Source organism: Xanthomonas sp. 60 (genome assembly GCF_011761925.1).
Genome location: NZ_JAASQW010000001.1, coordinates 298,530 through 319,297, shown reverse-complemented (window position 1 = coordinate 319,297; position 20,768 = coordinate 298,530). Strand labels below are relative to the sequence as shown.

Sequence of the window (20,768 nt, the reverse complement as noted above, 5' to 3'; positions counted from 1 at the left end):
CCTGCCCCCATGACCCCACCCATCGCCGCACCCACCTACCTGCACGGGTTTTCCAGCACCGAGCAGGAACGCCTGATGACCCAGGCCCGCCTGCTCGAACCCACGATCTTCGGCCAGATCGACTACACCGGCGTGCGCCGGCTGCTGGAGGTGGGCAGTGGCGTGGGCGCGCAGACGGAGATCCTGCTGCGGCGCTTCCCCGACCTGCACGTCACCGGCATCGATCTGAGCGAAGCGCAGCTGGCCACGGCGCGCAGCAACCTGGAAAAGACCCCGTGGTGCAGCGACCGCCACGTGCTGCTGCAGGCCGACGCAGGCGAACTGCCGTTCGGGGCGCGCGAGTTCGATGGCGCCTTCCTGTGCTGGGTGCTCGAACACGTGCCCTCGCCCGCGCGCGTGCTCAGCGAAGTGCGCCGCGTGCTTTCACCGGGCTCGCCGGTGTTCATCACCGAGGTGATGAATGCTTCCTTCCTGCTCGACCCGTATTCGCCGAACATCTGGCGCTACTGGATGGCCTTCAACGATTTCCAGCATGACCACGGCGGCGACCCGTTCGTAGGGGCCAAGCTGGGCAACCTGCTGCTGGCCGGCGGCTTCCGCGATGTGCAGACGGAGATCAAGACCATCCACCTGGACAACCGCGAGCCGGCCCGCCGCAAGACCATGATCGCCTTCTGGGAGCAGGTGCTGCTTTCGGCCGCCGAACAACTGGTCCAGGCCGGCAGCGTTGATGCGGAGACCGTGGACGGCATGCGCCGCGAATTCCGCCAGGTGCAGAACGATCCCAACGCGGTGTTTTTCTATTCCTTCGTGCAGGCGCGCGCCACGGTCTATTGAGGCGCCCGCGTCTGCGCCGCTGGCGAGCCGGACCCGGCGGGCTGTTGCCAGATCCGCGTCCACATCGCCCGCAGCCGCCGGGTCGCGTCCGCACGTGCCTGCGGGCTGCTGTAGTCGCTGCGGACCTGCTCGGGCACGATGCCCTGCCAGCGCCCGTCGCGGTGCTCGGCGACCACGAAGTTGAAGGTGTAGTCCGGCTCAAGCCCCATGCGCAGGTCACTCAGCAGCAGGCGGTCATCCACCACCTGGGCCCGCATGAAGCCGCGGTTGAACCAGGTCAGCCGCTGCACGGCGGGCAGATCGCGCGCCTCGCGCAGCGCCTGCACGTTGGACGGATGGCCGTCGAAGTGCATGACGCCTTCATCGGCGATCACGGAGCGGTCGCCCACCACGTAGCCGCTGGGGGTCATCGCCACCACGCGCCACAGCAGCGTGTTGAAGGGCATCGGTGTGGAGAACCGTGGCGCATCGCCCAGGCCCATGGCGGTCAGGCTCTGCGTCGCAGCGCGGTCCACCTGCGCCTTGGCGACCAGGCTCCAGGCCAGGTACCCGCTGCTGAGGATCAGCGCGAGGGCCAGCACCCGCCCTGCCCACGCCCGTTCGCGGCCAAACCAGGCCAGCACGCAGCCGAGCAGCAACCACACCGTATAGAGCGGATCGATGATGAACACGCTCGACCCCATCACCGGCGAGGAAGCCAGCGGCCACCACAGCTGCGTGCCGTAAACGGTCATCGCATCGAGCAGCGGATGGGTCACAAGCGCCAGCTGCATCGCCCAGAACCAGCGCACGGGGGCCTGCGCGACGCGGCCTCTGCCGAAGCGCCTGAACAGCCACCAGAGCAGGGCCGCCACCCACGGCAGCACCAGCAGCGAATGGCTTGCGCTGCGATGCTCGGTCATCGCCGCCACCGGATCGGCGGCGAGCAGCCCCAGCCACAACGCGTCCAGGTCCGGGAGGGTACCCAGTGCGGCACCGGCCAGCAGGGCGGCCCTGCGGTGGCGCGCGGGGGCGATGGCGGCTGCGACGGCGCCGCCCAGTACGATCTGTGTCAGGGAGTCCATCGACCGATGCTAGCAGGCCCCGTGGACCGGCCGCCTGTCGTGTCGTGGACACGCCCGCTTAACCATCGGCAACTTTTCACGGTCCACAATGCAATGGTGTCGCGCGCCGTGTATCATTCGCGACCATCTTTCCATCCGAATCAAGGGATATAACGCCTGATGTCCAGCTTCCTGTTCACCTCCGAATCGGTCTCTGAAGGCCATCCGGACAAGATTGCCGACCAGATCTCCGATGCGGTGCTGGACGCGATCCTGACCCAGGACCAGCGTGCCCGCGTGGCCTGCGAGACCCTGGTCAAGACCGGTGTGGCCATCGTGGCCGGCGAAATCACCACCAGCGCGTGGGTCGATCTCGAAGCCATCACCCGCAAGGTGATCCTGGACATCGGCTACAACAGCTCCGACGTCGGTTTCGACGGCGCCACCTGCGGCGTGCTGAACCTCATCGGCAAGCAGTCCCCGCATATCGCCCAGGGCGTTGACCGCAAGAAGCCCGAAGAAATGGGCGCCGGCGACCAGGGCCTGATGTTCGGTTACGCCACCAACGAGACCGACAGCTACATGCCGGCCGCGATCCACCTCTCGCACCGTCTGGTCGAGCAGCAGGCCAAGATCCGCAAGAAGAAGAACACGGCCCTGTCGTGGCTGCGTCCGGACGCCAAGAGCCAGGTCACCCTGCGCTATGACGAAGAGGGCAACGCGACCTCGATCGACGCCGTGGTGCTGTCCACCCAGCACGCCCCGGGCGTCAAGCAGAAGGACCTGATCGAGGCCGTCCGCGAAGAGATCATCCGTCCGGTGCTGCCGGCCAAGTGGCTGCACAAGGGCACCAAGTTCCACATCAATCCGACCGGCAAGTTCGAGATCGGTGGCCCGGTGGGCGACTGCGGCCTGACCGGCCGCAAGATCATCGTCGATACCTACGGCGGCTGGGCCCGTCACGGCGGTGGCGCGTTCTCGGGCAAGGATCCGTCCAAGGTCGACCGTTCTGCCGCCTACGCCGCCCGCTACGTGGCCAAGAACGTGGTCGCGGCCGGCCTGGCCGACCGCTGCGAAGTGCAGGTCTCCTACGCCATCGGCGTGGCCGAGCCGACCTCGATCTCGGTCACCACCTTCGGCACCGGCAAGATCCCGGACGAGCAGATCGAGAAGCTGATCCGCAAGCACTTCGACCTGCGCCCGTACGGCATCATCAAGATGCTCGACCTGATCCACCCGATGTACCAGCAGACGGCGGCCTATGGCCACTTCGGCCGCAAGCCGAAGGAGTTCGCCTACCTCAACGGCGCGGGCGAGACGGTCAACGCCACGGCCTTCTCCTGGGAGAAGACCGATCGCGCTGCCGCCCTGCGCGCGGATGCGAAGCTGAAGTAAGCCACCCGGAGGGCCGCGCAAGCGGCCCTTCTTTCATGTGACGGGGCGCAAGGGCAGAGCCGGACGCTCCCGCTACAATCGCCGGATGTCAGAAGAAATCAAATCGCACGAACTGACCATGACGGTGCTGATGACGCCGGACATGGCCAACTTCTCGGGCAAAGTCCATGGTGGCGCCGTGCTGCGCCTGCTCGACCAGGTCGCCTACGCCTGTGCCAGCCGCTACGCCGGCCGCTACGTGGTCACCCTGTCGGTGGACCAGGTGATGTTCCGCCAGCCGATCGCGGTCGGCGAGCTGGTGACCTTCCTGGCCTCGGTCAATTACACCGGCACCTCGTCGATGGAGATCGGCGTCAAGGTTGTCGCCGAGGACATCCTCAAGCGCAGCGTGCGCCACGCCAACAGCTGCTTTTTCACCATGGTGGCGGTGGATCAGGACAACCGCCCCACGGCCGTGCCGGCCCTGCAGCCGACCACGCCGGACGAGCAGCGCAGGCACGCGGCGGCGCTGCTGCGAAGGCAGCTGCGACAGGAAATGGAGCTGCGCCACCGCGAGCTGCTGGCCTCCAACCCACCCGCACCCGGGGCCTGATTGCAGGTAGCCGGCGGCGCCCCGGCGCCTGCGTTGCCTAGCCCGTGTTCTGCACGCCCTGCGAGACACCGTTCACGCAGGCCACCAGCGCGCGCAGCAGGTCGTCATCGCCACGGTCACTGGCACGCCAGCGCTGCAGCAGGTCCACCTGCAGCACACTGATCGGGTCCACGTAGGGATTGCGCAGGCGGATCGAATGCGCCAGGCGCGGGTCGTGTTCGAGCAGCGTGTCCTGCCCGGTCAGCGCCAGTACCCAGCGTTCGGTCAGTGCCCATTCCTGCTGTATTTTGGGAAAGAACGCCTCGTGCAGTGCACCCGACAGCCGCGAGAACTGTTCGGCGATGGTGATGTCACCTTTGGACAGCACCATCGCGATGTCGTCCAGGAAGGTGCGGAAGAACGGCCACGCCTGCGCCATGTCCCGCAGCGTACCTTCGTGGCCTGCATCGACCGCGGCCTGCAGGCCGCTGCCCACGCCATACCAGCCGGGGATGACCGCACGGGCCTGGCTCCAGGCAAACACCCAGGGGATCGCGCGCAGGTTGCTCAGCGCCGCGTCCTGGCCCAGTCGCCGCGAGGGCCGCGATCCCAGTGTCATGCGTTCGATCACATCGATCGGCGTGGCCGTGCGGAAATAGTCCATGAAGCGCGGTTGGCCGACGAACCCCCGGTACGCCTCGCTGCTGGCCTCGGATACCGTGTCCATCACCGGGCGCCATGCCGCTTCGCGCGGCTCCGGTGCACGCGGCCGCAGGCTGGAGCGCAGCACCGCGCCGGTGGCCTGCTCCAGCGAACGCACCGCCAGGGCGCGGATGCCGTACTTGCGGTGGATGACTTCGCCCTGCTCGGTGACGCGCAGGCGTCCATCGATGCTGCCACGTGGCGAAGCATCCACGGCACGGGTGGTCTTGCCGCCGCCGCGGCTGATGGAACCGCCACGCCCATGGAAGAAGGTCAGTGCGATGCCGGCCTCGGCGGCCACCTCGAGCAGCTCCACCTGCGCCCGCTGCAGGCTCCAGCGCGAGGCGGCGATGCCGCCGTCCTTGCTGCTGTCCGAGTAGCCGAGCATCACCATCTGCACATCGCCGCGCGACTGCAGATGACGACGATAGACCGGGTCCTGCAGCAGGTCGCGCAGCGTGTCGGTGCCCTGCCGCAGGTCGTCCACGGTCTCGAACAAGGGCGCGATGTCCAGCGGCACCGCGCCGTCCTCGTCCACCAGCCCTCCCCGGCGCGCCAGGGCGAGCACCGCCAGCACATCGCCGCGGTCGTGCGCCATGGAGATGATGTAACTGCCGAGGGCATCGGCGCCATGCCGGCGGCGTGCATCGGCCAACGCGGCGAACACCGCATCGATGCGCTGGTTGCCTTCTTCGTCCGCTGCCGGCACCACCTCATCACCGCTTGCGTAGGGTCCCAGCAATGCCGCGCGTGCGCGCGCATCGCGCGCCTCCCAGGCGGCTTCACCGTCGAGCGAGAGAGCCAGGGCACGGGCGTGCACGCTCGATTCCTGGCGCACATCCAGACGCGCCAGGTGGAAGCCGAAGGTCTTCACCCGCCACAACAGCCGTTGCACGGCAAAGCCCCCGGCATGTTCGCCGCGGTTCTCGCGCAGGCTGTCGAAGATCAGCTGCAGGTCGCCGATGAGTTCGTCCGGACCTTCGTACGCCGCATCGCCATCGTCCAGCGTGGCCTGCAGGCGGGCCCGCATGCGGTCGTTCAACAGGCGGTAGGGCATGTCCGCATGGCGCGGCCGCGATTCCACCTGCGGCAGGCGCTGCTGGTAGTCGGCCAGGCGCGCCTGCAGGGCCGCGCTCACCGCTACCCGCTGCGTGGACTGGCTGAGCAGGCTGGCCAGGCGCAGCAGTTCCTTCTGGTACTGGCCCAGCACCGCACGGCGCTGGGCATCAAGCGTGCTGCGGATGGTCCCACCGTCCACGTTCGGGTTGCCGTCCATGTCCCCGCCCACCCACGTGCCGAAGCGCAGCAGGCGCGGCAGCGGCAGCGCCTGGCCATAGGTGGCCACCAGTGCCTGCTGCAGCGACTCGTACAGCACCGGGATCACCCGGTACAGCACCTGCACCAGGTAGAACCCCACGTGCTCGCGCTCGTCGTCCACGGTCGGCCGCACCGGCGAGGAATCGGTGGTCTGCCAGGACGCGGTGAGCGCCATGCGGAAGCGTGCATCGTCGGCCGCCGCTTCACCCGGCGTGCGCTGGCCATCGAGGTTGTCCACCAGGCTGGCCACCATGAGCTGCTCTTTCTCCAGCAGCGCGCGCCGTACCGCTTCGGTCGGATGCGCGGTGAACACCGGCTCGATGTCGATGCGCGGCAGCCAGTCCGCCAGCTCCTGCAGGCTCACGCCCTGCGCCTTGAGCTGCTGCAGGGCATCCTGCAGGCCATCGGGTTGCGGCGCCTGCGTGCCAGCGCGCTGGTAGTGCCGGCGACGGCGGATGCGGTGCACGCGCTCGGCGATGTTGACCACCTGGAAGTAGGTACTGAAGGCCCGCACCATGGACTCGGCCTGCTGCGGCGAGCGCCCGGCCAGACCCTCGGCCAGATCCGAAAGCGGCGACTGGTTCTCACGCCGCGCGATCGCGCGCGTGCGGACACGCTCCACGTCCTCGAAGAAACCTTCGGAAACCTGTTCGACGAGCAGGTCGCCGACCAGCGTGCCGAGCCGGCGCACATCGTTGCTGAGTGCGCGATCAGGCGATGCGGTGCCGGTGTTGCTGCGATGGGACTGGGTGTGCACGCACGAGCCTCGCTGATGGACGTCGGCCAAGACTAGCGCACTCGGTGGCCGACCCGCCGGTGCAGGCACGGATTCTGGCAGCCGCCGACGCACCGGCGCCCCATGATTCGAGGGTTGAACGCTCAAGGAACCACCATGCTCCCATTGCCCTCTCTCTCCTCATTGGCTGCGCCCGTACGGGCGTGGCGCGCCGTCGTACGCCAGGACATCGATGCGGGCATGAAGCTTGTCGAACGCCACCCCTGCCGACGCAACGCGGCCCTCGCATTGCGGCTCATCGAAAATGGGGAGAGACGCCTGGTCAGTGCCCTGCCGGGCGATGTGCACGGCGTTGTCCGTCTCGGCCGCCAACGCGCGCAGGTGGTGCGGCTGCTGGCCCTCGCCAGGCCCGACGCGTCCGTGCCAGGCACAGGACACACACCACAGGAACGCTTCCCCCACTTCGCCCAGCGCCTGCTGCGTGTTGCCACATTCGCCCCTGGTCCTGATGCCCGTCTGCAGGTCTGCCTGACGCCACGGCGGCAGCTGGAGGCGCTACCCAGTAATCCGTCGACAGTGATTTACGCCGATGCCGTGAGTTCACGGGCGACCTCGATCGCTTCCTGCCCAGACAGCGGGCAACCACCTTACGAAGCTATCGGGCCTCTGGCGAGGCAGCATATGACACCGCGCAGCAGCAAGGCCTCCTCCCTGCTGTCGTCGCCGTACACCCGAGCTGCAGGCCGCGAGGACAGCAGGCCGTCAGGGCTGCGAAGCCTGTCCCACGCGCAGTACCGCGCGCTGATGGCGCAGATCGAACCGCACGACGCCAGTGAGGTAGTCAGCCAGTTGCTGGGATTCGATCGGGACCTGCAGAACATGTTCGATAATTACAGCTGTTTTTCGGGTAAGCAGGATCTCGCTGCATTGGATGGCTTCATCGCCAAAGCAGAAGCCGGCCGTACGGCGCTCACAGCGATGAAGGTCCGCTACACCGGCATCCGGCAGGCAATGGACATCATGGTGAAGCATTACCGCGACCAGAACGTTCGCAGCACCGCGCTCGAAGAAGCGCTGTGCCGCGAGGTCAGGGCCCGCCAGCTCGGCGCGCTGGCGACCCTGCTTGAGGGCCCGTTGGCGCAGTTCGGGGATGTGACGCAATTCGACGCCAGCGCCAGCCGGGCACTGGACATGCTCACGCGCATGCATGGCCAGGTGCTGGACTGCGGCAAGCTCAGCGGGGTGCAGCGCACGTCCGCCGAGATGCTGACGAACGAAGCAAAGGAGATGATCGCCGCGCGACGCACAGCAATCACTGAAACGCTTCACGGCTGATCCGGCCACCTACGTTGCCGTTGCAGGGAGAGGCGCGCCCACCCGCAACGCCAGCGGGCAGGACAGTGGTCGGAGGGCTGCCCTCTTCCGGGTGGCGTGGCAGGCTCCAGGAGATGGAGCCGCCGTCCGCCCGGGCGTTCCTGCCGGCCTTCTCAGCGTCGCGGCGCCGATCGCCCCTGTGCCGGCGCGCCGATGGTCTGCTCCAGCCAGCGCTCGCTCTCGGCCAGCATCGTCATGATGGATTCGCGCGCGCGGTAGGCATGTGATTCATTGGGCAGCATCACCAGCCGCGCCGTACCGCCGAGCCCCTTGACGGCGGCGAACATGCGCTCGCTCTGCATGGGGAAGGTGCCGGAGTTGTTGTCGTCCACGCCGTGGATGAAGAGGATCGGGTCCTTGATGTTGCCGGCGTAATTGAACGGTGACATCTTCAGGTAGGTGTCCTGCGCCTGCCAGTAGTTGCGCTCCTCGGCCTGGAAACCGAACGGGGTCAGCGTGCGGTTGTAGGCGCCGCTGCGTGCGATGCCGGCCTTGAACAACCGGCTGTGCGCGAGCAGGTTGGCCGTCATGAACGCGCCGTAGGAATGGCCGCCGATGGCGATGTGGTCGCGATCGGTCACACCTCGGCGCACCACTTCGTCCACCGCCGCCTGCGCGTTGGCCACCAGCTGCTCGAGATAGGTATCGTTGGGCTCCTTGTCACCCTCGCCGATGATCGGCATGGTCGGGCTGGCGAGCACCACATAACCGGTGGCCAGGAACGCCTGCGGGCCCCAGTAGCTGATCGCATTGAACCGGTACGGCGAATCGGTGACCTGGCTGGCCGAGGCTGCACTCTTGTACTCGCCCGGGTAGGCCCACATCAGCAGCGGGCGCGGCCCATCCCGCTTGGGGTCGTAGCCCGGCGGCAACAGCAGCGTGCCGGTGAGTTCCACGCCATCCTTGCGCGCGTAGCGGATCTGCTCCTTGGTCACCCCCTGCAGCTGCGGCAGGGGATGGGCGAACGCGGTCAACGCGCGCGGCGCCGCCGTGGCATCGCCCAGCGGCTGCACGTAGTAGTTCGCCGGCTGCTCGGGGCTCTCGCGCGTCAACAGCAGCGAGGACGCGTCGGGCCCCAGCAGCGCGATCGGCACCGAGTAGGTCGGCGCCTGCGAATGGAACAGGCGGGTGGTCCTGCGCGTAGCCAGATCGAACCGATCCACGAACGGGCGGTCGCCTTCCGGCGAGGCGCCGGCACCGTAGTAGTACAGGCTGCCGCCGTCGGCACTGGTCTGCAGCAGCGCGCGGCCGTTGTCATCGCGCAGCACGCCCGGCTTGCCCGGATCGCTGTAGCGGTCCTGTGCATCGCGGTCGAACAGCAGCGTGGGCTCGGTGCCGGGCACGTCCGGGGCGATGCGCCAGGTCTTGGTGCGGCGCGTCTTCCACCACGATTCGTTGAGCAGCGCCAGATCACCACGGCCCCAGGTGATGCCCGCGAACCGGCTGCCCAGCTGGGCCAGGGTGACCGGCGCCGTATCGAAGGGTGCCGCCTGCATCATCACCGCATCGCGGATGCGGGCCTGCCGGTTGGGGTCGCCACCGTCCTGTGCTTCGGCCCACACCAGCGTGGCCGGCACATCGGCACGCCAGCTGATGTCACGCACGCCGGTGACTTCGGCGTCGTTGCCGGTGGGCAACCCTTCCACCAGCGGCCGCACGGCCACGGTGTGCACCAGCCGGCCGCTGCGGTCGAGCACCTCGATGCGGCGCGGGAAACTGCTGACCGGCACCACGTACGAATACGGTCGCTGCGCCCGCTGGCTGAGCAGGTAGCGGCCATCCGGCGAAAGGCTCAGGCCGAGGTAGACGCCGGCCGTACCGACGGCCTGCGCCCGGCCATCCAGGCCGACCTCCATCGGTTGCGCGTTGGCGTAGTAATCGAACACCCGCGCGTCGGCCTCGTTCTTCAGCAGGTCCTGGTAGGTGCGGATGGACACCACGCCGCCGCCTTCGCTGGTCTGCTGGATTGCCGGGCCGCTCGGCGTGGCCGTGCCGGAGGGCGGCGCGCCGGCGTTGGCGATGCGGCTCATCACCACCAGGCCGCGGCTGTCGGGCAACCACTGGTAGCCATCACCGAGCACGGTGTTGAGGTCACCGCGCAGGCGCCGTGCGCTGGCATCGGCCACGTCCACCAGCCACAGCTCGTTGGCACCGCTGCGCGCATCCACCTGGTTGAAGGCCAGCCACTTCTGGTCCGGTGACCAGGCCAGGCTGGCGACGGACAGGTTGTCCGGCAGGCCGCTGATCTGGATCTCCTTGCCATCGTTGATCCCCAGCAGCCACAACTTCGCGCCGTAGCTGAAGCGGCTGTCGGAGAAGGTGCGCGGGTTGATACGGCGCCCGGCAAGCTTGAGTTCGGGCTGAGCGACAACCTCGATAGAGGGCAGCGGCGGCATCTGCAGCATGGCGGCCAGATCGCGCTGTGGCGACAGCGAAAGGCTGGGTGCGCGCGGCTGGTCGACCACCGCCTGCAGCGCGGCCGAAGGCAACTGGTACCCCGCCTGTGCGGCCGACGCCGCAGCAGCGACCCGCGGCTGTGCGGGCGTGGCCGGACCGGCCGCCGACGCCGACGGGGCAACAGCCAGCAGGGCCATCGACAGGACCAGGCCGGACCACTGCCCCTTACCGCGCATACGCTTGCTCATCACCACCGCCTCATTGCCTCTGGAGAGTCCCCGACCTTAACAGCCGCCGTGTCGTTCACCCCCTGCCGATGGTTGGGGGCGGGGCATGCCGCGATATAATGGGCGCCTTCCCCTGCCGAGGGGCGCTGCGACCGGACACCCCGGCCAGGCTCGGAGGGTGGCTTTGCAGAACGGCGCCCGGACAGATACGAGCATCCGCTCATCTACAACCGGAGCACTCAATGAACGCTGTTGCCAAGACCTTCTCCACGGAAGGTGATTACAAGATCGCCGATATCTCGCTCGCCGACTGGGGCCGCAAGGAACTGGACATCGCCGAGCACGAAATGCCGGGCCTGATGTCGATCCGCCGCAAGTACCAGGCCGAGCTGCCGCTGAAGGGCGTGCGCGTGACCGGTTCGCTGCACATGACCATCCAGACCGCGGTGCTGATCGAGACCCTCAAGGACATCGGCGCGGACGTGCGCTGGGCCTCGTGCAACATCTTCTCCACCCAGGACCACGCCGCGGCGGCCATCGCCGCTTCGGGCACGCCGGTGTTCGCCTGGAAGGGCGAAACGCTGGAGGAGTACTGGGACTGCACGCTGGACGCGCTGACCTTCACCCTGCCCGACGGCACCCTGACCGGCCCGGAACTGGTGGTGGACGATGGCGGCGATGTGACCCTGCTGATCCACAAGGGCTACGAGCTTGAAAACGGCAGCACCTGGGTCGACGAGAAGGCGTCCTCGCACGAGGAGCAGGTGATCAAGGACCTGCTCAAGCGCGTGGCCAAGGAGCGCCCGGGGTACTGGGGCCGGGTGGTCAAGGACTGGAAGGGTGTCTCGGAAGAGACCACCACCGGTGTGCACCGCCTGTACCAGCTGGCCCAGGCCGGCACCCTGCTGATCCCGGCGATCAACGTCAACGACTCGGTCACCAAGAGCAAGTTCGACAACCTCTACGGCTGCCGCGAGTCGCTGGCCGACGGCCTCAAGCGCGCGATGGACGTGATGCTGGCCGGCAAGGTCGCCGTGGTCTGTGGCTATGGCGATGTGGGCAAGGGCTGCGCGGCGTCGCTGCGTGCCTACGGCGCGCGCGTGGTGGTCACCGAGATCGATCCGATCTGCGCCCTGCAGGCGGCGATGGAAGGCTTCGAGGTCAACACCCTCGAATCCACCCTGGGCCGTGGCGACATCTACGTCACCACCACCGGCAACAAGGACATCATCCGCATCGAGCACCTGAGCAAGATGAAGGACCAGGCCATCGTCTGCAACATCGGCCACTTCGACAACGAGATCCAGGTCGATGCGCTCAATGCCTTCCCCGGCGTGCAGAAGATCAACATCAAGCCGCAGGTGGACAAGTACGTGTTCCCGGCTGCTGATGGAAGCGCCGGCAACGCGATCTTCCTGCTGGCCGATGGCCGCCTGGTGAACCTGGGCTGCGCCACCGGCCATCCGAGCTTCGTGATGTCCAACTCGTTCGCCAACCAGACCCTTGCGCAGATCGACCTGTGGGCCAACAAGGACAGCTACGAGAAGAAGGTCTACCTGCTGCCGAAGAAGCTGGACGAAGAAGTGGCCCGCCTGCACCTGGAGAAGATCGGCGTGAAGCTGACCACCCTCAGCCAGGAACAGGCCGACTACATCGGCGTGCCGGTGGAAGGTCCGTTCAAGCCGGATCATTACCGCTACTGATCGGCCTGCCGTTCACGCCGTGGCAGACGGACGGGCGCCTTCGGGCGCCCGTTCTGCATTCCCCCCACGCTACGATGCTCGCATGACCCCCGCCATCAACCTGCTCACGCGCGAAAAGATCCCCCATACCGTGCACAGCTATGTGCACGACGCCCAGGCGGCATCCTATGGCGGCGAAGCGGTGGACAAGCTGGGGCTCGACCCCGCACGGGTCTTCAAGACCCTGCTGGCGGCAGCGGAGACGCACGAACTGCTGGTGGCCATCGTGCCGGTCAGCGGACAGCTCGACCTGAAAGCACTGGCCACGGCGGCCGGCTGCAGGAAATGCGCCATGGCCACCGCCGATGCGGCGCAGCGCGCCACCGGCTACCTGGTCGGTGGGATCAGTCCGCTGGGACAGAAAAGGCGCCTGCGCACCTTCATCGACTCAAGCGCGCAGGCGCTGGACACGGTGCATGTCAGCGCGGGTCGGCGTGGGCTGGAAGTGGCGCTGTCCCCGGCCGACCTGGCGCGCCTGAGCGGCGGTCATTACGCCGCCATCGGGCGTTCCCACTGATGCGCCTGCCCTGGTCCGCATCGACGCCGCCGCGGCTGGACGATCCGCAGGCGGACGCGCTGCTGCAGGATCTGCTCTCGCGCGATGCGAGCCGTATCCACGCCGCCGGCAGCCAGCTCGCACGGTCGTTCAGCACCCCCACGCTGGAAGCGCTGGCGCCGCATGCCGAACGCATCGAAAAAGCCTGCCAGGGCGTGCAGCTGGGCGGCGCCCTGGTGCGCAACGATGTGCATCTCAACGCCGCACTGCGCCGTCTGCATCATTGGCGGGAGCGCCGCGGCTGCCTGTGCGCGCTGTATCCGCATTACCTGTTCTTCAAGCCGCAGACCCTCATCTCGCAGGGCCAGGTGCGGTTGCTGGAACGCGGCACGGCCGACGACGGCTGGGGCGAGCGCCATCGGGTCGCCTGCACCGGCTGCGGCCGGCACTGGGACGCCACCGACCGCGAGTACCATTACCCGTGGTGGGAATGGACCCCGGTGGAGGATCCTTGACGCCACGCGCTACCCCACGCGTCCCATTGCACGGTCACGGCCGCCAGTTGGCGTTGTTTTCCCAGAACGCCACCGCACGCTGATACGCCTCGCGATCCAGTGGCACGCCCGAACCGCCCTCCTCCACGCCCAGCGCATTGCGCATCATGGTGATCGGCGCCATCGGTACTTCTTCCGGCTCGGCGGTGTAGATGCAGCCCACGATGCCCCACGCCGCCTCGATCGGCGAGCCCTCCCTGGCCAGCTGCTCGGCGCTGTACAGGATCACCACCAGATAGTTCGCGCGTGGCGATTCCACCCCTTCGAACCAGCGCACCAGCACCGGCAGTTCATCGCGGTTGCGCGCCTCGTAGCCGCTGCGCAGCAGATGCCGGTTGTGGTCGGTGACCGGCACGGTGAGGCAGCGCGTGCTTGTCCAGTTTTCGTAGACGAACAGCTTGCAGAATGGCGCGTACCCCTCGAGTACCTTCAGCGGGGCAGTGGCATTGAGATGGGCTTCGAACTGCTCGGCCGTGCAGTCCTGGATCGTGTTGGCGCGCGGCGTGCGCGGAAACAGCCGCGGGCGGGCGAAGGGCGTAAGGACGATGGACACGCAGACAGCCTCGGAGGTGCGGGGCTACAGGGTAACGGCCGCCGACCGCGGCGTCCCCCGGTACGGCGCGCAGGAGCCCGACGTCTTCAACACTTGCACATCCATCTTGATGGAGAGATATAATCACCCCACGCCCGCCCCCAGCCTCGCCCATGACCGCTCTCAGCTTCGAGTTCTACCCGCCCAAGACCGACGAGCAGCGCGCCCAGCTTGACCGCACCGCCAGCCGCCTGCGCGCCTACGCACCGGACTATGTCTCGTGCACGTTCGGCGCCGGCGGCTCCACGCTCAGCTACACCTCCGAAACGGTCCGCCACCTCAAGCAGCACCATCGCTTCGAAGCCGCCCCGCATCTGTCCTGCGTGGGGGGCACGCGCCAGGAAATCCGCGAACTGCTCAAGCTCTACCGCGCGATCGGCTGCCGCCGTCTGGTGGCACTGCGTGGCGACCTGCCGTCCGGCATGGGTCACCCCGGCGACCTGCGCTATGCGGCCGAGCTGATCCAGTTCATCCGTGCCGAGCATGGCGATGCCTTCCACATCGAAGTGGGCGCGTACCCGGAAACCCACCCGCAGGCCCAGGATGCGTTGACCGACCTGACGCACTTCAAGGCCAAGATCGATGCCGGTGCGGACGCGGCGATCACCCAGTATTTCTACAACGCCGACGCCTACTTCCACTTCGTCGATGCCGTCCGCCGCCTGGGCGTCACCGCGCCGATCACTCCCGGCATCATGCCGATCTCCAACTTCAGCCAGCTGCGGCGTTTTTCCGAGCAGTGCGGTGCCGAGATTCCCCGCTGGATCAGCCGCCGCATGCTCGCCTATGGCGATGACAGCGCGTCGGTGCGGGCGTTCGGCGCCGAAGTGGTGGCCCAGCTGTGCCAGCGCCTGATCGATGCCGGCGTGCCCGGCCTGCACTTCTATACGCTCAACCTCGCCAAACCGACCACGGCGGTGCTTAAGCTGCTGCGTATCTAGGCATTTTCATCGCACCACACGCGCACGGGCGCTACGCTGCCGCGCATGAGATCCGTTTCTTCCTGCGTTGCACTGCTGCTGGTCTTCAGCCTTCCCCCGGTGGCCGCTGCGCAGCCCGATCGCCTGAACCGCTGCACCGATGCGCAGGGCGGCAGCGTGTACACCGACCGGCCCTGCGAAACCCTGGGCGCACGTTCGCGCATGCCCGCGCCTGCGCCGGTGGCCGGCAACGTACAGGACCGCGACACGCTCGGCGCACGCTGCCCGCGCCGCCTGAGCGAACTGGTCAATGCCCTGCGCGCGGCGGCGGGCCATGACGACGTGAACCGGTTGTCGTCGCTGTATCTGTGGGGCACGGTGTCCGATGCTGGCGCGCAGCGCGTCCTGGCACAGCTGGACGCCATCGCCCGACGGCCCTTGGTCGACATCGTGCCGGTCTATCCGCAGGTGCAGGAAACGCTGAGTGACGGCACAGGGCCGTTGCCCTCGGCGCGCCCGAATCCCGTCGGGCTGCGCCTGGAGCAAGTACTGCCCGGCACTGCGACGCCGGCACGCACGGTGCTGGGACTGCGTCGGCACTACGGGTGTTTCTGGATCACCCTCTAAGCCCGGCACAGGCCGGCATCACGCAGGCAGGGCCTGCTGCGGCCACAACCCGCGGATGGCAGCGATGCCCTGTGCGCCGTGCTGGCGGGCCACGGTGACATCGTCCGCGCCCAGCCCGCCCAGGGCGTAGATGGGCAACGCCACCTTTGCACGCAATGCCGCAAAGGCGTCCCAGCCCATCGGTACGGCGTCCGGGTGCGAGCCGGTCGCCTTGACCGGCCCCAGCACGACGAAATCACACCCCAGCCGCTGGGCCGCCTCCAACTCTGCCAGGTCATGGCACGAGGCGGCCACGAGCTGTCCCGCCGGCAGCGGACGTGATTCCAGCTGCAGCACCTGTCGGGAGGACAGGTGCACGCCGATGCCAAGCGCGCTGGCGAGTTCGATATCGCGGTTGATCAACCATTGCACGGGCCCCCGGTGCGCCTGCATCGCCGCTTCAGCCAGCCTGCGCGCGTGCGGATGGCCACTGCCCAGCCGCAGCTGGATGCGCTGCAGTCCGCTGCCCACCGCCATGCGCAGCTGCTCCTGCCAGTGCGTGCCGGCGGCTTCGTCCGCAGCCGGCTCCGGCGTGATCAGATAGCGGTCCGGCTCGCGCAGCGCGGCCACCACCGGGATATCCGCCGGCGGCATCGAATAGCGGCAGAGCTTGTCCGGGGCCACCCACGTGATCGCCTGCCCTTCCCGGCCGCGTGGCGTCCCTTTCCAGCTGCGCACGTGGCGGACTTCGAGGGTCAGCGTTTTGTCGGGATACACCTGCGGCACGTCCATGACCCACTCGCCCACCTCGGCTTCGATACCGAGTTCCTCCTGCAGTTCCCGCACCAGGGCCTGCGCGGAACTCTCACCGGGCTCCCGCTTGCCACCGGGGAACTCCCACAACCCGGCCATGTCGCTGTGACCGGTACGGCGGTTGAGCAGGATGCGGCCACGGGCATCGGTGATGACGGCGGCGACGACGTGGATTGATCGTTTCGGTATCGGCATGAAAGAAGAATGCCCATAAGCGGCACGAGAGTGCAACGCGCGTTTCTCATTGCCAGGCCCCGGAGGCTTGGCCTGCTGCAGCCGCAGGCGCCTGCCCGAACTTTGAAGTTATTCCCATGGCTGCGGGCGGGGCACCTGCGCAGAATGCGGGCTCATCCCCGCTGCGCTCTGCTCCGCGACGTCGGCAGACGACGCAGCCGCCACCCCAGCGCCTGGACCACCGCATGATGCTTCCCGTTCTGACTGCCCGGCTCCGCCGCCTCGTCTGCATGACCCTGCTGGCCGCCTCTGGAAACGCATGGGCCTGCGTGTTCACTTCGCTCGACCCCGTGTTCAACCTCGCCGTCCAGGCCAACACCGATGATGCGCCCGGCACGTTCTACGGCTGGGGCAGCCGGGTCGGCATCTTCCTCACATTATGCGGACCCAACGCCGTGTTCCAGACCGACGGCAATCTCGGCGGCTTCACGCCGGTCGGATCGGCCAACGTCGACGGCACCGTCTACCCGACCTACGCACTGAGCCCAACTTCCCCGTTGGTCATCTTCCGGATGGAGAACGACGGCGGCGGCGGCGTTCCGATCCACCTCTACCAGTTGAACGATCTGCCCCTGCGGGTCAATGCAAGCAGCGGTGCCTATGTTTTCATCCGCGCAGGTGCCATCTCGCGACGCGGCATGACCAGCCAGTCGCACAACACCTCGGAGATCGTCAGGTACTGGGTGCGCGACTCTCCCGCCAAGCCCGAGGAGGCGACGCTCAAATTCGATGTCACCGTGACGGGCAGCACCTGCGCCGTGCTCGATACGCCGGTCCGGCTGAGAGACATCACGCCGGGCGATCTCGGTGCGGCAGGCAGCACGGCGGCGCGGATGGACTTCACCGTGGACCTGGTGTGTCCCGGCGACAACATCCCCGTGAGGCTGACGCTGACCGATGCCACGCCCGGCGGTGGCGCTGGCGGCGGGCGCCTGCGTCCCGCGCCCGGCAGCACAGCCAAAGGGGTGTCCATCGAGCTGCTGCGCAACAATGCCCCGGTCGTATTCGGCCAGCAGTGGTCGTTCGGCAATGGCTCCAACGGTGTGCAGAAGATCCGGCTGTCCGCCCGCTATTTCCGCGAAAGCGGCGCGCTCGTGCCAGGCACCATCGAAGGCCAGGCGTACCTGACCGCCGACTACAACTGAGCCGCCAGACAAACGCCCCGCCGCAGCGGGGCGTTCACAGCGGGATGGGCCGTCAGGGACGGCCCGGCGCCTTCATCGCGATCAGAACGCCACGTTCCCGTTCACCTGGGCCCCGAACGCGTGCTGCCCATCACCGGCGCGACTCTGCGCGGCGAAGGACGGTCGCGTGCAGGCCACCGCCACGTGCGGGGTAAGGGTCAGGGTCTCGCGCTGGAGTCCCAGCCCCCTTCCCACCCACCGGCCCCGGGTAACGGCCAGAAAAAACCCCGCGGGCGCGGGGTTTTTCAGCGTTGTCCGTCAGCGTGCGCGGCGGTCAGCTCAACTGTCCGTGGCAATGCTTGTACTTCTTGCCGCTGCCGCAGGGGCACGGATCATTGCGGCCGATCTTCGGCTCGTCGCGCTGCAGCTGCCCTGCCCCGCCCTGCGCGGCCTGCACCTGTGCGGCTTCCTCGTCCGCACCGTAACCGCCAGCACCCTGGTGCTGGAACTGCGACTGCAGCATGCGGGCTTCGGCCTGCTGCCGTTCTGCCGCTTCCAGCGCCGCCACTTCCTCGTCGCTGCGGATGCGCACGCGGGCCAGCATGGTCACCACTTCGCGCTTGACGTTCTCCAGCATGTCGGAGAACAGCTCGAACGCTTCCTTCTTGTACTCCTGCTTCGGCTGCTTCTGCGCGTAGCCGCGCAGGTAGATGCCCTGGCGCAGGTAATCCATGCGCGCCAGGTGTTCCTTCCAGCTCTGGTCGAGCACGGTCAGCATCACGTGCTTTTCCAGCGCGCGCATCGTCTCCGGACCCACACCCGCTTCCTTCTGGTCGAAGTGGGCGTTGATGCGCTGCTGCACGTTCTGCGCGATGCCTTCGGCGTCCATCTCTTCGTGCGTCCTGACCAGGTCGGTCAGCGACATGTCCAATCCGAATTCGGACTGCAGCGTGGCTTCCAGGCCGGCCAGGTCCCACTGCTCGTCGATCGAGTTGGGCGGCACGAAGCGGGCGACGATGTCGTACACCACGTCGTCGCGGATGCCTTCGACATTGTCCTTCACCGACTCCGCGTCCAACAGTTCGTCACGCTGGGCGTAGATCACCTTGCGCTGGTCGTTGTTGACATCGTCGAAGTCCAGCAGGTTCTTGCGGATGTCGAAGTTGTGCGCTTCCACCTTGCGCTGCGCCTTCTCGATCTGCCGGCTGACCAGGCGGTCCTCGATGACGTCGTCTTCCTTCATGCCCATCATGCGCATCGCCTTCTGCACCCAGTCGGAGGCGAAGATGCGCATCAGGTTGTCTTCCAGCGACAGGTAGAAGCGGGACGAACCCGGGTCACCCTGGCGGCCCGAGCGGCCACGCAGCTGATTGTCGATACGGCGTGATTCATGGCGCTCGGTGCCGATGATGTGCAGGCCGCCGGCGGCCTTGACCGCGTCGTGGCGCTGCTGCCACTCGGCCTTGAGGGCAGCCCTCTGCGCGTCGGTCACCGCCTCGCCCAGCTCGTGAAGCTCGGTTTCCAGCGAGCCGCCGAGCACGATGTCGGTACCGCGGCCGGCCATGTTGGTGGCAATGGTCACCGCACCCGGACGGCCGGCGTTGGCGACGATGGTGGCTTCGCGGTCATGCTGCTTGGCGTTGAGCACTTCATGCTTCACGCCCGCCTTGGCCAGGTGCTCGGACAGCATCTCCGAGGTCTCGATCGAGGTCGTGCCCACCAGCACCGGCTGGCCACGCTTGTTGCACTCCTGGATGTCGGCCAGCACGGCATTGAACTTGCCCTGGCGGTTGAGGAAGACCTGGTCCGGCGTGTCCTTGCGGATGGTCGGGCGGTTGGTCGGAATCACCACCACTTCCAGGCCATAGATGCTCTGGAACTCGAAGGCCTCGGTGTCGGCCGTACCGGTCATGCCGGACAGCTTCTTGTACATGCGGAACAGGTTCTGGAAAGTGATGCTCGCCAGGGTCTGGTTCTCGCGCTGGACCGGCACGCCCTCTTTCGCCTCGACGGCCTGGTGCAGGCCATCGGACCAGCGGCGACCGGCCAGCGTACGGCCGGTGAACTCATCGACGATCACCACTTCGCCATCGCGCACAATGTAGTCCACGTCGCGCTGGTAGATGGCATGCGCGCGCAGCGCCGCATTGAGGTGGTGCACGACGGTGAGGTTCTGCGCCGCGTACAGGCCATCGGTCTCGGCATCGAGGATGCCGGCTTCGACCAGCAGGCGCTCGGCATGCTCCATGCCGGCCTCGGACAGATGGACCTGCTTGCCCTTCTCGTCGACCCAGAAATCGCCTTCGGCTTCTTCGTTTTCCTGCTTGACCAGGTTCGGCACGATCCGGTTCACGCGGATGTACAGCTCCGGGGAATCATCGGCCGGGCCGGAGATGATCAGCGGGGTGCGCGCTTCGTCGATCAGGATGGAGTCCACTTCGTCGACGATGGCGTAATGCAGGCCGCGCTGGTAGCGGTCGGCCTTGGACAGCGCCATGTTGTCGCGCAGGTAGTCGAAACCGAATTCGTTGTTGGTGCCGTAGGTGATATCCGAACCATAGGCTTCGCGCTTGTCGCTGTGCGGCATGCCGGGGTACACCACGCCGACGCTCAGGCCAAGCCAGTTGTACAGCTTGCCCATCTGCGCGGAGTCGCGACGTGCCAGGTAGTCATTGACCGTGACCACGTGCACGCCCTTGTCTTCCAGCGCGTTGAGGTACACCGGCAACGTGGCCACCAGCGTCTTGCCTTCACCGGTGCGCATCTCGGCGATCTTGCCCAGGTGCAGCACCATGCCGCCGATCAGCTGCACATCGTAATGGCGCATGCCGAGCACGCGACGACTGGCCTCGCGGCACACGGCGAACGCTTCCGGCAGGACCTGGTCGAGCGTCTCACCCCCGGCGATGCGCTGCTTCAGTTCCGGCGTCTTCGCCTGGAGCTCGGCGTCACTCAGCGCCTCCATGGCCGGCTCCAGCGCATTGATCTTGGCGACGATGCGGTTGAGCTGGCGCAGCTGTCGTTCGTTACGACTGCCAAATACGCGGGTAAGCAGGCTGTTGATCATTGAGGGAACCGGTTGTCAGGT

At 67.3% G+C, this 20,768-nt stretch carries 16 protein-coding genes and 1 riboswitch; of the genes, 10 read left to right on the top strand and 6 right to left on the bottom strand.

The features are described from left to right. Positions 1-9 precede the first annotated feature (9 nt). Entirely contained in the window at positions 10-837 is an 828-nt protein-coding gene (locus tag FHY09_RS01390) for a methyltransferase domain-containing protein (RefSeq protein WP_166923434.1), read from the top strand. On the opposite strand, the gene FHY09_RS01385 is transcribed toward FHY09_RS01390, so the two are convergent. After that, a complete protein-coding gene (locus FHY09_RS01385) occupies positions 831-1,901 on the bottom strand; it encodes a metal-dependent hydrolase (RefSeq protein ID WP_166923433.1) in 1,071 nt (356 codons plus the stop codon). The genes FHY09_RS01390 and FHY09_RS01385 overlap by 7 nt on opposite strands. Positions 1,902-2,060: 159 nt before the next feature. Here FHY09_RS01385 and metK point away from each other — a divergent pair, with 159 nt between their 5' ends. Further along, a complete protein-coding gene (gene metK, locus FHY09_RS01380; protein WP_166923432.1) occupies positions 2,061-3,275 on the top strand; it encodes a methionine adenosyltransferase in 1,215 nt (404 codons plus the stop codon). 85 nt (positions 3,276-3,360) lie between these two features. Further along, positions 3,361-3,867: an acyl-CoA thioesterase gene (locus FHY09_RS01375; RefSeq protein ID WP_166923431.1), complete on the top strand. Its 507-nt coding sequence runs from the start codon at positions 3,361-3,363 to the stop codon at positions 3,865-3,867. Positions 3,868-3,904: 37 nt separating this feature from the next. Here the strand turns inward: FHY09_RS01375 and ppc are convergent, their stop codons facing one another. Next, positions 3,905-6,622 (bottom strand): phosphoenolpyruvate carboxylase, encoded by a 2,718-nt coding sequence (gene ppc, locus FHY09_RS01370; protein ID WP_166923430.1) that lies wholly within the window; start codon positions 6,620-6,622, stop codon positions 3,905-3,907. A 219-nt stretch (positions 6,623-6,841) separates the two neighbouring features. Here ppc and FHY09_RS01365 point away from each other — a divergent pair, with 219 nt between their 5' ends. Beyond that, positions 6,842-7,936, top strand: a complete 1,095-nt coding sequence (locus FHY09_RS01365; protein ID WP_166923429.1) for a hypothetical protein — start codon at positions 6,842-6,844, stop codon at positions 7,934-7,936. Between the two features lie 152 nt (positions 7,937-8,088). Here FHY09_RS01365 and FHY09_RS01360 read toward each other — a convergent pair whose 3' ends face one another. Next, positions 8,089-10,608: a prolyl oligopeptidase family serine peptidase gene (locus tag FHY09_RS01360; protein ID WP_166924326.1), complete on the bottom strand. Its 2,520-nt coding sequence runs from the start codon at positions 10,606-10,608 to the stop codon at positions 8,089-8,091. A 123-nt stretch (positions 10,609-10,731) separates the two neighbouring features. After that, positions 10,732-10,806, top strand: a riboswitch (S-adenosyl-L-homocysteine riboswitch). A gap of 35 nt (positions 10,807-10,841) precedes the next feature. Between FHY09_RS01360 and ahcY the strand changes: the two genes are divergently transcribed. The 3 genes from ahcY to FHY09_RS01345 all read left to right on the top strand — a co-directional run bounded on the left by ahcY (position 10,842) and on the right by FHY09_RS01345 (position 13,352). Further along, complete coding sequence (gene ahcY / locus FHY09_RS01355; protein WP_166923428.1) at positions 10,842-12,302, top strand: adenosylhomocysteinase; 1,461 nt, start codon at positions 10,842-10,844, stop codon at positions 12,300-12,302. Positions 12,303-12,384: 82 nt separating this feature from the next. Next, the gene (gene ybaK, locus FHY09_RS01350; protein WP_166923427.1) at positions 12,385-12,858 is read left to right on the top strand and encodes a Cys-tRNA(Pro) deacylase; all 474 of its coding nucleotides are present in this window, start codon (positions 12,385-12,387) and stop codon (positions 12,856-12,858) included. Continuing rightward, a complete protein-coding gene (locus FHY09_RS01345) occupies positions 12,858-13,352 on the top strand; it encodes a hypothetical protein (RefSeq protein WP_166923425.1) in 495 nt (164 codons plus the stop codon). The genes ybaK and FHY09_RS01345 overlap by 1 nt, the downstream gene beginning before the upstream one ends. 34 nt (positions 13,353-13,386) lie before the next feature. Here FHY09_RS01345 and FHY09_RS01340 read toward each other — a convergent pair whose 3' ends face one another. Next, positions 13,387-13,944 carry a DUF3228 family protein gene (locus FHY09_RS01340; protein WP_166923423.1) on the bottom strand — a complete coding sequence of 186 codons (558 nt, stop codon included), beginning with the start codon at positions 13,942-13,944 and terminating at the stop codon, positions 13,387-13,389. Between the two features lie 152 nt (positions 13,945-14,096). Here FHY09_RS01340 and metF point away from each other — a divergent pair, with 152 nt between their 5' ends. Together metF and FHY09_RS01330 are read left to right on the top strand one after the other, a co-directional pair. Continuing rightward, the gene (gene metF / locus FHY09_RS01335; RefSeq protein WP_166923421.1) at positions 14,097-14,924 is read left to right on the top strand and encodes a methylenetetrahydrofolate reductase [NAD(P)H]; all 828 of its coding nucleotides are present in this window, start codon (positions 14,097-14,099) and stop codon (positions 14,922-14,924) included. A gap of 45 nt (positions 14,925-14,969) precedes the next feature. Beyond that, on the top strand, positions 14,970-15,530 hold the full coding sequence (locus FHY09_RS01330; RefSeq protein ID WP_166923419.1) for a DUF4124 domain-containing protein: 561 nt from the start codon (positions 14,970-14,972) through the stop codon (positions 15,528-15,530). A gap of 18 nt (positions 15,531-15,548) precedes the next feature. Here FHY09_RS01330 and FHY09_RS01325 read toward each other — a convergent pair whose 3' ends face one another. Beyond that, positions 15,549-16,517 carry a Nudix family hydrolase gene (locus tag FHY09_RS01325; protein WP_166923417.1) on the bottom strand — a complete coding sequence of 323 codons (969 nt, stop codon included), beginning with the start codon at positions 16,515-16,517 and terminating at the stop codon, positions 15,549-15,551. Positions 16,518-16,741: 224 nt separating this feature from the next. Between FHY09_RS01325 and FHY09_RS16345 the strand changes: the two genes are divergently transcribed. Beyond that, positions 16,742-17,701, top strand: a complete 960-nt coding sequence (locus FHY09_RS16345; protein ID WP_208407441.1) for a fimbrial protein — start codon at positions 16,742-16,744, stop codon at positions 17,699-17,701. A 313-nt stretch (positions 17,702-18,014) separates the two neighbouring features. Here FHY09_RS16345 and secA read toward each other — a convergent pair whose 3' ends face one another. Beyond that, entirely contained in the window at positions 18,015-20,747 is a 2,733-nt protein-coding gene (gene secA, locus FHY09_RS01315) for a preprotein translocase subunit SecA (protein WP_166923415.1), read from the bottom strand. Between the last annotated feature and the right edge of the window lie 21 nt (positions 20,748-20,768).